This window comes from Pseudomonas syringae, assembly GCF_021606685.1.
Classification (GTDB): domain Bacteria; phylum Pseudomonadota; class Gammaproteobacteria; order Pseudomonadales; family Pseudomonadaceae; genus Aquipseudomonas; species Aquipseudomonas syringae_R.
Genome location: NZ_WKCB01000059.1, coordinates 1 through 13,712, shown reverse-complemented (window position 1 = coordinate 13,712; position 13,712 = coordinate 1). Strand labels below are relative to the sequence as shown.

Annotated in this window: 12 protein-coding genes and 1 pseudogene; 4 read left to right on the top strand and 9 right to left on the bottom strand. The window is 61.5% G+C overall.

Annotated elements, in window-relative coordinates:
• Positions 1-255 precede the first annotated feature (255 nt).
• Positions 256-1,149, bottom strand: coding sequence for a hypothetical protein (locus GIW02_RS20180; RefSeq protein ID WP_236414464.1), 894 nt, complete (start codon positions 1,147-1,149; stop codon positions 256-258).
• Positions 1,150-1,450: 301 nt separating this feature from the next.
• Between GIW02_RS20180 and GIW02_RS20175 the strand changes: the two genes are divergently transcribed.
• Positions 1,451-2,134, top strand: a complete 684-nt coding sequence (locus GIW02_RS20175) for a response regulator transcription factor (protein WP_003219726.1) — start codon at positions 1,451-1,453, stop codon at positions 2,132-2,134.
• The gene (locus GIW02_RS20170; RefSeq protein ID WP_236414474.1) at positions 2,112-3,506 is read left to right on the top strand and encodes a sensor histidine kinase; all 1,395 of its coding nucleotides are present in this window, start codon (positions 2,112-2,114) and stop codon (positions 3,504-3,506) included. The genes GIW02_RS20175 and GIW02_RS20170 overlap by 23 nt, the downstream gene beginning before the upstream one ends.
• Before the next feature lie 131 nt (positions 3,507-3,637).
• Here GIW02_RS20170 and GIW02_RS20165 read toward each other — a convergent pair whose 3' ends face one another.
• The 7 genes and pseudogenes from GIW02_RS20165 to GIW02_RS20135 all read right to left on the bottom strand — a co-directional run bounded on the left by GIW02_RS20165 (position 3,638) and on the right by GIW02_RS20135 (position 9,828).
• On the bottom strand, positions 3,638-4,054 hold the full coding sequence (locus GIW02_RS20165; RefSeq protein WP_236414476.1) for an SRPBCC family protein: 417 nt from the start codon (positions 4,052-4,054) through the stop codon (positions 3,638-3,640).
• Between the two features lie 83 nt (positions 4,055-4,137).
• Positions 4,138-4,266: pseudogene (locus tag GIW02_RS20160) on the bottom strand (oxidoreductase); the annotation flags it as partial.
• A gap of 16 nt (positions 4,267-4,282) precedes the next feature.
• Positions 4,283-5,191 (bottom strand): EamA family transporter, encoded by a 909-nt coding sequence (locus tag GIW02_RS20155; RefSeq protein ID WP_236414478.1) that lies wholly within the window; start codon positions 5,189-5,191, stop codon positions 4,283-4,285.
• A gap of 10 nt (positions 5,192-5,201) precedes the next feature.
• Entirely contained in the window at positions 5,202-5,882 is a 681-nt protein-coding gene (locus GIW02_RS20150) for a hypothetical protein (RefSeq protein WP_236414480.1), read from the bottom strand.
• Between the two features lie 186 nt (positions 5,883-6,068).
• Positions 6,069-7,361, bottom strand: coding sequence for an NAD(P)/FAD-dependent oxidoreductase (locus tag GIW02_RS20145; protein WP_236414481.1), 1,293 nt, complete (start codon positions 7,359-7,361; stop codon positions 6,069-6,071).
• Positions 7,358-8,446 (bottom strand): polyamine ABC transporter substrate-binding protein, encoded by a 1,089-nt coding sequence (locus GIW02_RS20140; RefSeq protein ID WP_236414484.1) that lies wholly within the window; start codon positions 8,444-8,446, stop codon positions 7,358-7,360. The genes GIW02_RS20145 and GIW02_RS20140 overlap by 4 nt, the downstream gene beginning before the upstream one ends.
• A gap of 23 nt (positions 8,447-8,469) precedes the next feature.
• A complete protein-coding gene (locus GIW02_RS20135) occupies positions 8,470-9,828 on the bottom strand; it encodes a glutamine synthetase family protein (RefSeq protein ID WP_236414486.1) in 1,359 nt (452 codons plus the stop codon).
• A 139-nt stretch (positions 9,829-9,967) separates the two neighbouring features.
• On the opposite strand from GIW02_RS20135, the gene GIW02_RS20130 reads away from it, so the two are divergent.
• Complete coding sequence (locus tag GIW02_RS20130) at positions 9,968-10,867, top strand: helix-turn-helix domain-containing protein (protein WP_236414488.1); 900 nt, start codon at positions 9,968-9,970, stop codon at positions 10,865-10,867.
• Between the two features lie 210 nt (positions 10,868-11,077).
• Positions 11,078-13,228: a TonB-dependent siderophore receptor gene (locus tag GIW02_RS20125; RefSeq protein ID WP_236414490.1), complete on the top strand. Its 2,151-nt coding sequence runs from the start codon at positions 11,078-11,080 to the stop codon at positions 13,226-13,228.
• A gap of 3 nt (positions 13,229-13,231) precedes the next feature.
• On the opposite strand, the gene GIW02_RS20120 is transcribed toward GIW02_RS20125, so the two are convergent.
• Positions 13,232-13,669, bottom strand: coding sequence for a carboxymuconolactone decarboxylase family protein (locus GIW02_RS20120; protein ID WP_236414492.1), 438 nt, complete (start codon positions 13,667-13,669; stop codon positions 13,232-13,234).
• Between the last annotated feature and the right edge of the window lie 43 nt (positions 13,670-13,712).

Genomic DNA, 13,712 nt, shown 5'->3' with positions numbered 1-13,712 from the left:
TGATCACCGCCGGCGCGCGGGTCAACCACTGGTTGGGATTGCACCAAACCAAATGTGGGAGGGGGCTTGCTCCCGATGGCGGTGTACCAGTCAATATAAAGCGTGACTGACACACTGCCATCGGGAGCAAGCCCCCTCCCACACGGAACCGAGACTGGCTCAGGTTTAGTGCATGAAGATCGCGATCAGGATGATGACCGGGATAGGCACACCGAGGAACCACAGCAGTAGTGAGCGCATGACTTTCTCCTTGAATTAACGAACGTAGTTTTCGGTTTCGACGTACACCACCGCATCCCGACGACGACCGCCAAAGGTCGCAGCGAAACTGGCGAAGAACGCACCGATCAACAGGGCGATGAACATCCACAACGAAGTCCAGGCAGCGACTTTGGCAGCGGTATCCGCGGCTTGCTTGGCTTTGAGCTTGGCGTCTTCAATGGCTTTGCGGGCGTCGCCGTAGACCTTGTCGATACGCGCCTCGGCATCCGCCTGGCTCAGGTTGGTACGCTGGCTGATCAACTGCGCCAGGTAGGCACGGTCTTCAGCGGCAAGTTGGCCGTCGTTGCTCAGGGTGCGGGTGAAGATCCGCGCAACCACCGCATGGGCAGCGTCATCGCTGACGGCCGCTGGGCGGTCATCGCGGAACAGGCTGTCGACGTAATAGCCAAAGTCATCGCCTTTCACACCCTGCGCGCCAGTGCCGGCAGCCTGTGCCACGCCCGACGCCACGCTGGCACCGGCCTGCACGCCGCCACCGACCACACTGCTGACCGAACCGACCACCAGGGTCGCGGTGATCAGCGTAGCCACGGACCACGCCAGGAAACCATGGGCGGTGTCGCGAAAGTACACCTCATCGCCATGCATATTGGCCCACTTCACGCGCAACCGCCCGGCAATGTAACCGCCCAAGCCCGATGCGACGATCTGGGTAAACGCCAGCCAGATAATGGTGGAAATGCCAAGCCCTTTGGCGCTGATCCCGCTGTCGGCCCACGGCGAAACCGCCGAAAAGCCCAGGCCGAAACCCAGCAATACCAGAATCAACGACAACGCCGCCGCAGCGGCAGCCCCGGCAAATATCGCGCCCCAGGAAACCCCGGAGTGCGTGCTCGACTCTTGCAGCGTGGATGAGGATGTGATCATTGTTGTTTTGCTCCCGGCAGGAAAAATGGTGTTACAACTCTCAAAAGGGACAGTGCAGGCAGCGTGCCAGCCGGGAAATAATTTAAACTCTTTATTTTTCAACACGTTAAGTAAATTGAACTTACATAAACCATGCAACTTGCAAGAAACGACCGTTGCAGGCGGGCGTTATGCATGCCCTGGCAAGCGACGATGAAATTTGTGTCAGTTTTGCCAACATGAAGTTTTATTTAGGAAGCATTCAGCCATTTCTTGGCAAAATGCCCGTACTTCTAGTGTGAATCGCTCACCAGGTAATCCTATGACCCGCATTTTGACCATCGAGGATGACGCCGTAACGGCCCGCGAGATCGTCGCCGAGCTGAGTAGCCATGGACTGGACGTAGATTGGGTGGACAACGGCCGTGAAGGCCTGGTCCGTGCCGTGAGTGGTGATTACGATCTGATCACCCTCGACCGCATGCTGCCGGAACTCGACGGCCTGGCCATCGTCACCACCCTGCGCACCATCGGCGTGTCGACGCCGATTCTGATGATCAGCGCCCTCTCCGATGTGGATGAGCGCGTGCGCGGCCTGCGTGCCGGGGGCGATGACTACCTGACCAAGCCCTTCGCCTCCGATGAAATGGCCGCCCGCGTCGAAGTGCTGCTGCGGCGCAAAAGCACGGTCAAGGAATTCGAAACCGCGTTGCGCGTGGCCGACCTGGAGTTGAACCTGATCAGCCGCGAAGCCAGCCGCGCCGAACAGCCGCTGAGCCTGCTGCCCACCGAATACAAACTGTTGGAATTTCTGATGCGCAACACCGGGCAGATCCTCTCGCGGATGATGATCTTCGAAGAGGTCTGGGGTTATCACTTCGACCCGGGCACCAACCTGATCGATGTGCACATCGGTCGCCTGCGCAAGAAAATCGATCCACCGGGCCTCACGCCGCTGATCCGCACGGTACGAGGTTCCGGTTATGTCATTGCTGAACCCCTCTAAGGGCTGGCGCTCTTCCAGCAGCCGTTTGCTGGCGCTGTACAGTTCGTTGTTCGTGGCCTGGAGCTGCATCCTCATGGGGGTGCTGTATTACGAAGTCTCGGGCTACCTGAGCGACCTGTCGCGCCATTCCCTGATGCAGCGCCAGCACTTGTTCCAGCGCTTTGACGGTGAAGAACTGGTGGAAGCGCTGACCACCAGCATGACCTTCGACATGAAGGGCGTGGACGCCTACGGCCTGTTCGACGAACAATTTCGGCCCTTGAGCGGGCCGATCCGGGCGATCCCGCCGGACCTGCCGCTGGACGGCAAGATCCACGCGCTGGTCAATTGCGTTAATTCCGACGACCCCAAGTTGCCCAAGGACAGCTGCGACGCCGTCGCCACCCACACCGACGATGGGCGTTGGCTGGTGCTGGTGCGCGCCAACGGTTCGCTGTTCGGCGTGACGCGCATCATCTGGCATGCGCTGCTGTGGGCGCTGTCCCTGACGATTATCCCCGGCGCCGCCGGCTGGCATTTATTGCGCCGGCGCCCGTTGCGGCGGATTCGCGGAATCCAGGCCAGCGCCGAAGCGATTGTCGCTGGCGACCTCACCCACCGCCTGCCGCTGTCCAACCGGCGGGACGAACTGGACATGCTCGCGGCCATCGTCAACGCCATGCTTGATCGGATCGAGAAGCTGATGAACGAGGTCAAGGGCGTGTGCGACAACATTGCCCACGACCTGCGCACGCCGTTGACCCGCCTGCGCGCGCAGCTGTATCGCATCCGCCAGGAGGCCGAGCAGGACTCCGGCTACGCCGTGAAGCTGGACGATGCGATTGCCGAAACTGACACCCTGATGGCGCGTTTTCGCGGGCTGCTGCGCATCTCCGAGCTGGAAGATCACCAGCGCCGCTCCGGTTTCCTGGTGATGGACCCGCTGCCGCTGCTGCGCGAGCTGCACGACTTCTACCTGCCGCTGGCGGAAGAAGGCGAGCTGCAACTGCGCCTGGAAACCCCCGAATCGCTGCCATGGATCACCGGCGACCGCGCGCTGTTGTTCGAGGCGCTGGCCAACCTGCTGAGCAACTCGATCAAGTTTTCCCCGCCGGGCGGCGAAGTGATCCTGCGCGGGCTCAACGATGCCGGCAGCACCCGCATCGAAGTGCACGACTCCGGGCCGGGCATCCCGGCAGCGGAACGCGCCGCAGTGTTCCAGCGCTTCTACCGGGTGGACGAAAGCGACCAGCAAGGCGGCTTCGGCCTGGGCTTGTCGATTGTGGCCGCGATCATCAACTTGCACGGGTTCAAGCTGGAAGTGGGCAGCAGTGAGAGCGGTGGCGCACGCCTTATTCTGGAATGCCGCCAGCAGTTGATGCCCGAGGCCTGAAGCTCACCTCAACCAAAATGTGGGAGGGGGCTTGCCCCCGATTGCAGTGTGTCAGTTAGCACTTCACTAACTGACCCACCGCTATCGGGAGCAAGCCCCCTCCCACATTCGGTTTTGCATTGGCGGGTAGATCAGGCCGGGAAGTTCGCCCGCAACGCCTCAAGCCCACCGCTGTAGACGCCCGCAAACAGTTCTTCCACTGCCTGCTCGGTAGTCCCCGCCGCCGGAGTAAACACGCCGGACCACGTGACCTTCGCCGACGACTCGCTCAGCGCCTCAACCTGCAAGGTCGCGAGATACGCACTCACCGGAAACGGCGATTGCTCGATCGTGTAGCTGTAGGTGCGGCCCACGTTATCAAAGGTCTGCAAACGCTCGACCACCACGCCACCGTCGGCGGTCTGCAGGTGACGTACGCGGCCGCCGTCGCTGGGTTCGCTCTTGACGATAAACGGCAGCCAATCCGGCAGGCTGTTGAAGCCACCGACCAATTGCCAGACCTGGTCGGCCGACACCGGGATTTCAATCACAGAAGACGCTGTTGCCACGATACATACTCCACAAGATAAGAAAATTCAGATCGCCATACTGTCGACAATACCGCCATCGACCCGCAACGCGGTACCGGCAGTATCACATTGACCTCGTAGAAGCGTGTCCATTCGCTGTCCGGCGCTTCGAAGACGTCCACGTCGTTGAAGATGCCCAGGTTGTTGACCAGGATATCCGCGCGCGGTTCGGCGGCGAACAGCGTCTGCGCCCGCTGGTGGAAACCTTCAGGAAGGTGTCGACTGCCCCCGAGGCTTGACCAGGCGTTGATGGATGCGGGTCGAGTTGACGAACAGCGCGATACCGATCAGCACCAGGCTGATGGCAACCCCCTGCTCATTGCGCATCTGTTCGTCAAAGAACACGTACGAGGTCAGCAACCCGGACACCGGCACCATCAGCGACAGTGGCGCAACCACCGACGCGGGGTATTTCTTCATCAGGTTGTTCCAGATGCGGTACCCCACGATGGTGGTGACGTAGCACTGGAACACAATTGAAAAGCCGGCGCCCCAGGTGAAGTCGGTGATCAGGTTGTAGAGCGGTTCCGCGCCCTCGAACCACAGGGTCATCAGCAACAGTATCGGGATGGAAAACAGGCTGGACCACACGATAAAAGCCACCATGTCCTCGGGCTTGCGGACCTTGATGATCAGGTTACACAGCGACCATGACAGCGCCGCCAACAGCACCAGCACGATGCCCACGGTGGTCGACACTTCGTCCGAGAGTTGCAGGATGAGCAGCAACCCTACCGCGCAGAACACCATGCCCGCGCCCTGTATCCGATTGATCGGTTCGTCCAGGAACCAGCGGCTCATCAGGATGGTGAAAAAGGCACTGAACTGCAAAAACACCGATGACATCCCCGCCGACAGCCCGTGGTACATCGCCACGTTCACCACGCCCCACAGCCCGGCGCCGAACAGCACGCCGTAGATAATCAGCGTGGCATAGGACACCTCCGGTGGCCGCTTGATGAACAACACCAGGGGCACCGCACAAAAGGTGAACCGCAGCAGCGTCAACACAAACGGGTCGAGGGTTTGCAGGCCCAGGCCGATCACCGAAAAGTTGGCGCCCCAGATCGCCGTGACGGCCAGGCCTGCGAATAAATCAGTTTTACTCAGTTGCATAGCGCGCCCCTCATGCCAGCGACTTGGGCTGGATGCCGTAGTACACAAAGTTGTCGAAGTCTTCGTGGCGGTAGGTGTCGTGGCGCTCGTAGTAGTTGTACACCACCGAGAGCTTTTGCTCGTTGAGGGTCGGCTCGCTGTCATGCAAGGTCTTGCGGCCCTGCATGATCAAGAGCGAGCCTTTTCTGGCGTAGATTTTCCTGTGCTCGGTCCAAGGCTCTTTCTGGCTCGGGTGGGCGCGCTCGATCTGCATGCGCAGCGGCGCTTCCTGGTTGGTGGTGAGAAACAGCAGCACCGTGATGCCGTTGGTGTCGTAGTGCAGGCCCAGCGTGCCGCCGCCGGGTGGGTAGGCCTTGATATTGATATCCGAGAGCGGGTACGGCGACACCACGGTGTCGGTGTGCGTGACCAGGCTGACCAACGGCACCAGGCTGTGGTAGATCGCCGTCAATTCCGGCAGGTACCAGCGGATGTCATCGCCCTTGAAGATATGGTGGTTATATTCACCGCCCAGGTCCGACACCGCATCGGTGCCCAGGTGTTGGTGCCTGACCCAGTCGACCCCTTGTGCCTGGATGATCGTATTGACGCGCGTGGCCAGCGCATCACACAGGTCATCGGGGACGATGCCGTCGATCACGGTCGCGAGGTTATAAAAGAAGTCATGCTGGTGTTTATTGATGTCGAACATTTCCTTACTCCCTGGATTGAAAATCCGCCGCCAGACAGGCGGCCAGTGCAAACGGGAGCGGAATTTACTAAAACGTTTCACTGCCAGTAACTGACCGTACGGACAGTTGAACAGCCGTGGAAAAAGTGCCTGAGAAAAAGTGCTTCATGTTTTCCAGTCGCGCTGAGTCCGGATTCAACAGACGGATTACAGCCGCTCGCGCAACCGATACCACAGCATCCCCAATGCCAACAGCGGCGAGCGCAGCGCCTTGCCCCCCGGAAACGTCATGTGCGGGACCTGGCTGAAAATATCCAGGCCAGGGCTGTGACCGGCGTGAATGCCTTGCGCCAACAGCTTCGCGCACCAGTGGGTCACGTTCAGCCCATGGCCGGAATAGCCCTGGGCGTAAAACACATTCGGGTACTGCTGCAACCGCCCGACCTGGGGGAAACGGTTGGCGGTGATGCCAATCTTGCCGCCCCACTGAAACTCGATGGCCGTGTTCGCCAACTGCGGGAACACCTTGAGCAGCTTGGGGCGCATATACGCGGCAATGTCCTTGGGGTCGCGCCCCGAATAATGGCAGGCACCGCCGAACAACAAGCGGCGGTCGGCGGAAAGCCGGTAGTAATCCAGGCCGACTTTCTGGTCGCACAGCGCCAGGTTCTGCGGGATCAGTTGCTGGGCAAGCTCCACCGCCAGCGGTTCGGTGGCGATGATGTAACTGCCCGCCGGCAGCACCTTGCCGCTCAATCGCGGCTCAAGCGCTTCCAGGTGCGCATTGCACGCCAGCACCAGGTTGGCCGCACGCACAGTGCCCGTGGCGCAACGCACCTGCACGGTGTCGCCGTGGATCAGCTCCAGCACCTCGGTGTGCTCGAAGATCCGCACCCCGAGGGACTCGGCCACCTGCGCCTCGCCCAGCACCAGGTTAAGCGGGTGCAAATGGCCGGAGCCCATGTCCACCAGCCCCCCGGCGTAGACGCTGGAGCCGACCACCTGCGGCATATCCAGCGCGGCAACCAGGCGGGTTTCATGGGCATAGCCGAGCCGCGCCAGGCCCTCCTGCTCGCCCTTGAATGCGGCGAACTGCGCTGCGGTGTTGGCCAGTTCACAGAAACCCCAACGCAGGTCGCACGCGATGGCGTGTTCGCGAATGCGCTCGCCCACCAGCGCCACCGACTCAATGCCTGCCTGCTCCAGGTAACGCACGCCCTCCTCGCCCACGTACTTGGCAAACCCCGTAACGTCATGGCCGATACCGCGGATCAATTGCCCGCCGTTGCGCCCGCTGGCGCCCCAACCGATGCGCCGGGCCTCGAGCAAAATCACCGAGAGCCCGCGCTGGGCGAGTTCGATGGCGGTGTTGACGCCGGTGAACCCGCCGCCGATCACACATACATCGGCGCTCAGGTCGGCGCCCAGTGGCGGGCGCCGCGGCATCGCATTGGCCGTGGCCCGGTAGTAGGACTGGGCGTGGTCGTTGGACTGGCTCATTTATTGGTCTTCACTTTGCTCCAGGCGCGGGTCATCAGGCGCATGGTCGCCGGGGTGGGCGTGGTGGAAATATACAGTTTGTCGAGCACCTCCTGGGACGGGTACACCTCAGGGTTGTTCACCAGTTCCGGGTCCATGAACGCCTTGGCCGCCGGGTTGGCGTTGGCGTAACCCACCGAGGCGCTGACCTTGGCGATCACCTCGGGGTCGAGCAGGTAGTTGATGAACGCGTGGGCTTCTTTGGGGTTGCCGGCGTCGGCGGGAATCGCCAGCAGGTCGAACCACAGGTTGGAGCCTTCCTTGGGAATCGAGTAGGCGATATTCACCCCGTTGTTGGCTTCCTTGGCACGGTTGGCGGCCTGGAACACGTCGCCGGAATAGCCAAAGGCTACGCAGATATCACCGTTGGCCAAGTCCGAAATGTACTTGGATGAATGGAAATAGGTGATGTACGGGCGCAGGGTCAGCAGCTTGGCCTCGGCCTGTTTGTAGTCGTCGGGGTTTTCGCTGCGCGGGTCCTTGCCCATGTAGTTGAGGATTGCCGGGAACAGCTCATCCGCCGAGTCGAGGAAGGCCACGCCGCACTGGTTGAGCTTCTTGAGGTTTTCCGGCTCGAACAGCACCGCCCACGAGTCGATATGGTCGATGCCCAGCACCTGCTTGACCTTGTCGACGTTGTAGCCAATGCCATTGGTGCCCCACAGGTAGGGCACCGAGTGCGCATTGCCCGGGTCGTTTTTCTCCAGCAGCTTGAGCAGCTTGGGGTCGAGGTTCTTGAAGTTGGGCAACTGCGCGCGGTCCAGCTTGAGAAAGGCGCCGGCCTTCACCTGGCGCGCCAGGAAGTGGTTGGACGGCACCACCACGTCATACCCGGTGCGGCCCGCCAGTAACTTGCCTTCCAGGGTTTCGTTGGAGTCGAACACGTCGTAGATCACCTTGATCCCGGTCTTGGCCTGGAAGTCGGCCAAGGTGGTCTCGCCGATATAGTCGGTCCAGTTGTAGACGCTCACGGTTTGCGCCGCTTGACTGGTGCTGCAGAACAGCGCCACCAGGGCCAGCGGGAAAAGCTTGTTCACAAGACGCATATCGACACCCCTTTTATGATTGTTTAGACGCTCAACAGCAGGAACTCACGCTCCCAGGAACTGATTACCCGCTTGAAATTCTCATGCTCGGCGCGCTTGACCGCGACATAGCCGCGCACGAACTTGTCACCCAGGTACCTCTTGACCGTGTCGCACTCCTCCATCCGCGCCAGCGCGTCTTCGAGGGTGAGCGGCAGGCGCAGGTTGCGCCGCTCATAGGCGCGGCCTTCCACCGCAGCGCTGGGCTCGATCTGTTCGATCATTCCGAGGTAGCCACACAGCAGACTAGCGGCAATCGCCAGGTAAGGATTGGCATCGGCGCCCGGCAGGCGGTTTTCCACGCGCATCGCATCGGGGCTGGACGTGGGCACGCGCAAGCCGACGGTGCGGTTTTCTTCGCCCCATTCCACATTGACCGGGGCGGAGGTGTCGGGCAAAAAGCGCCGGAACGAGTTCACGTTGGGCGCGAACATCGGCAGCAGCATGGGGATGTACTTCTGCAGGCCGCCGATGTGGTGCAAAAACAGTGGGCTCATGCTGCCGTCGGCATTCACGAACACCGGCTTGCCGGTGGCGATGTCCACCACGCTCTGGTGCAGGTGCATGGCACTGCCCGGTTCGTCGGCCACCGGCTTGGCCATGAAAGTGGCGGCCACGTTGTGCTTGAGCGCGGCTTCACGCAGGGTGCGCTTGAACACGGTGATCTGGTCGGCGAGGTCGAGGGCATCGCCGTGACGGAAGTTGATTTCCATCTGCGCCGGGCCGTCTTCGTGGATCAGCGTGTCGAGGTCCAGGCCCTGGAGTTCACACCAGTCGTAGACGTCTTCGAACAACGGGTCGAACTCGTTGGCGGCGTCGATGGAAAACGACTGACGCCCGGTTTCGGCGCGACCGGAGCGGCCCACCGGAGTCTTCAATGGCAGGTCCGGGTCTTCGCAGCGCTGCGTCAGGTAGAACTCCATTTCCGGCGCGACGATCGGCTGCCAGCCCTGGTCGGTATAGAGCTGCAGGACCTTTTTCAGCACATTGCGCGGCGACAGCTCGATGGGGTTGCCCTGCTTGTCGAAGGTGTCGTGGATCACGATGGCGGTGGGCTCGATGGCCCAGGGCACCACATAGGTGGCGTTGGCCACCGGGCGGCAGATCATGTCGATGTCGGCCGGGTCGAGCAGGTCGTAGTAGATATCGTCGTCGACAAAGTCCCCGGTTACCGTTTGCAGCAACACACTTTCCGGCAGGCGCATGCCTCGCTCATGCAGGAACTTGTTGGTGGGCGCAATCTTGCCGCGGGCGATGCCAGTCAAGTCACTGATCACGCATTCGACTTCGGTAATCTTGTGTTCTTTCAGCCAGGTGTACAGCTGATCGAAGGGGGCGTTCATAAGGACCTCGTCATGGGTGGGATGCCACGCCGGCTTGTACTGCCGGCGCATTGAGGTCTATCTTGGGCCAGCCTTTACACGGCATCTATCCACTTTGCACGCAGCCCAACGCACCAATAGAGTGCGCACGGATCACCCCATGACACAGGCAACCGCTTTGCGCGTACAGGCCTTCACCACCGGTGATGTGGCCGCCCAATGCAGTGCGACACCCGGCTGGGTCCAGCAGTACCAGCAGATGTCCCCGGGGCATTTTGCCGGGCAGATCCGCTACCTCGACCTGCACGGTGTCGAGGTTTATGAAGAGTGCATGAACACCCGCGTGGAGCAGCATTTCAACGCACCACCTGGCGCCCTGGCGTTCTGTTTCGACGGCAGCGACAACGCGCTGTACCTGCTCAATGGCGAAAGCCGCAACACCTGGATCACCCCGGAAAACTACCGCGAAGTGGCGGTGGTGTTTGGCCCACAGTTCGTGCAGCGCCACGGCCTGGACGTGGCGAAATTCGAAGGCCTGTTCATGGCGCCGCTGACTTGTCAGCAGAACGCGCTGTTCAGCCGTTGGCTGAGTGGCACCCTCACCCGCCTGTCGGCGCTGACTGACCCGATCAGCCGCGACGCCCTCACCCAGCAGCTGCTCGACGACTGCCTGTTCATCCTCGACAACGCCTGCGTGTGCCTGAACCGCAGCGCCTTGCAACGGCGCAGCGAAGAACGCCTGCTGATGGCGCGCGTCGGCGAATGGTCGGCGGACGCACCGGACGAAACCGTCAACCTGCTGGAGCTGGCGCAGATCGCCGGGGTGCCGTTGCGCCAGTTGCAGCAGGGCTTCAAGACCTACACAGGGATGAGCCCGGCGCAGTGGTTGCGCTTGCGCCGGTTGAATGGGGCGCGGCGGGAATTGTTGAGTTCAGCCACTACCACCGTGGCCGAGGTGGCTATGAATTGGTCGTTCTGGCACTTGGGGCGGTTTTCCAACAGCTATCGCGCGTTGTTCAAGGAACTGCCCAGCGAAACCCTGCTGAAAAAGCGCGGTTAACCGTATGGGAGGGGGCTTGCTCCCGATAGCGGTGGATCATTCAATATTCCGGGTGACTGACACACTGCGATCGGGAGCAAGTCGAATCGTCGCACCGTCCCTCCCACATTTGCCATGTGGTACGACAGAACCATTCTCAATAACTTGTAAAACCCCGCACTTCACCCTAGCTTATGCGCCCCCTGCCCTGCGCTTTAAGGCCCTGCCCCCATGGTTTTGCGTTTTCGTCCTGCCGTCCACTCACGTTTCGCCCTCAGCCTGCTGCTCAGCGGCGGCATCGGCAGCAGCTTTGCCGCTGAAATCGAACTGCCGGCGGTGAAGGTCCAGGGCCAGGACGCGTCCGGCTACCGCAGTGAAACCGCAGCGGTCGGCGGTTTCGATGAAGCGCCGTTGCTGGACACGCCAGCCTCGATTACGGTGATCAACGCCGCGCTGATCAAGGACCAGCAAGCGCGCCTGCTCAGTGAAGTACTGCGCAACGACGCCTCGGTGGGCGACAGCTATGCGCCCATCGGCTACTACGAAAATTTTGTGGTGCGCGGCTTCTCGCTGAACGCCGCCAGCAGCTACAAGATCAACGGGCGCACCATCACCGGTGAGCAGAACGTCGCCCTGGAAAACAAGGAGCAAGTGGAAGTGCTCAAGGGCCTGGCCGGCCTGCAGAGCGGGATCTCCGAGCCGAGCGGCGTGATCAACTACGTGACCAAGCGCCCGCAGGATGTGCGCTCGGTGACAGTCTCCACCGACGATCGTGGCAGCGGCTATATCGCCACCGACGTCGGCGGTTGGTTCGGCAGCGAGCAGCAGTTCGGCCTGCGCGCCAACGTGGCCCATGAAGACCTCAATTCCTATGTGGAACACGCCAATGGCCAGCGCGATTTTGTGTCCCTGGCCTTTGACTGGAACATCAGCCCCGATGCCGTGCTGCAACTGGACGCCGAATACCAGAACAAACAGCAGCGCTCGGTGCCGGGCTACCAGTTACTGGGCGGTACCGAGGTACCGCACGATGCCTCGCCCAAGAAGTTGCTGGGCCATCAGAGCGGCTCCAAACAGGTCGGCATCGACTCGCTGAACCTTAACGGCAAATTCGAATACCGCTTCAGCGACCAGTGGAAAGGCAGCGTCAGCGCGGCGCGCAGCAAGGTGGTGATCGACGACTACAGCTCATTTGCCTATGGCTGCTTCTTCGTGACCAATTGCGGCACCGCCAGCTTCGGCCCCACGGGCGACTACGACATCTACGACTACCGCAGCCCCGACGACACCCGCCGCGACGACGAAGTGCAGGCGGCCATGACCGGGCTGTTCGACACAGGCAGCCTGGGCCATGAACTGACCTTTGGCACCAGCGCGTTTCGCCGGGTGGTCGATAAGCGCCAGTCGGTCAACGAGTACATCGGCAGTACCAATATCGACGTTGACGCGCCGACCTTCCCCCCCACCGACGTGCCGCTGAACGACAAGCACCGACGCCTCGACAGCCGCCAATACGGCCTGTTCGTCACCGACCGCATCCGCTTCAACGAACAATGGCAAACGATCCTCGGCGGCCGCGTAGTACGCCTGGATGAAAAAGCCTTCGACAACAATGGCGATCAACAACGCCATACCCAGACATACGAGTTCCTGCCCCAGGCATCGTTGATCTACAAACCGGTGGAAAACCTATCGCTGTACACCAGCTACAGCAAAGGCCTGTCGCTGGGGGGTGAGGCACCGTGGACCACCACCAACGCCGGCGAAACCCTGGCGCCCACCACCTCGCGGCAAATCGAAGCCGGGGTCAAGTACGACTGGCGCCGCGTCAGCTTTACCGCCGCGGTGTTCCAGACCCGCCAGGCCTACCAATACGCCAAGCCGGACGGCACGGGTGCGTTCAACTACGTGCAACAGGGCGAGCAGAAAAACACCGGGCTGGAACTCTCGGCCAACGGCTGGGCCACCGAGCGCCTACAGATCGCTACCAGCGTGGCGGCGATTCGCGCGCGGGTCACCGGCAGCGGCACGACGGACTATGAGGGCCATCAAGCGATCAACGTGCCCAAACTGCGCGCCAGCGTGTACGCCGACTATGCGCTGCCATGGGTCAACGGCCTGGCGGTGTTGGGCGGCGTGCAATACAGCGCCAAGAAGTACGCCAACCGCAGCGGCGATGTCGAGGTCGGGGATTACGCCGTGGTGAATATCGGCAGCCGCTACACCACCCAGGTGGACGGCTACGAGACGGTGTTTCGCCTGAGCGTCGACAACCTGTTCGACAAGCGCTACTGGCGCGACGCGGGCGAGTACATGGGCGATGACTATCTGTTCCAGGGCGCGCCATTGACGGCGCGCCTGAGTGCTTCGGTCAACTTCTAAGGCTTACTTGGGCATCTTGCGAAAGCCGACGGCCAGGCGGTTCCAGCTGTTGATGGTGGCGATCGCCACGCTGAGGTCGACTTGTTCCTGGGCGCTGAATTCGGCGGCCAGTGTGTTGAAGTCCTCATCGGGGGCGTGGGTCTGGCTGAGCAGGGTCAGGCTTTCGGCCCAGGCCAGCGCGGCGCGTTCACGCGGGGTGAAGAACGGCGTTTCGCGCCAGGCGGAGACGGTGTACAGGCGGCGTTCGGTTTCACCGCCTTTGCGCGCGTCGGCGGTGTGCATGTCGAGGCAGAAGGCGCAGCCGTTGATCTGCGAGACGCGCAGGCGGATCAGTTCGAGCAGGGGCAGCTCGATGGAGAGTTTGCCGACGGCGGCTTCCAGGGCGAGCATGGCTTTCATGGCGTCTGGGGAGGCGGTGTAGAAATCGGTACGTGGGTGCATGGGGGGTATTCCAAGGCAGTGGGAGTGATGGCTAGGGTAGTCA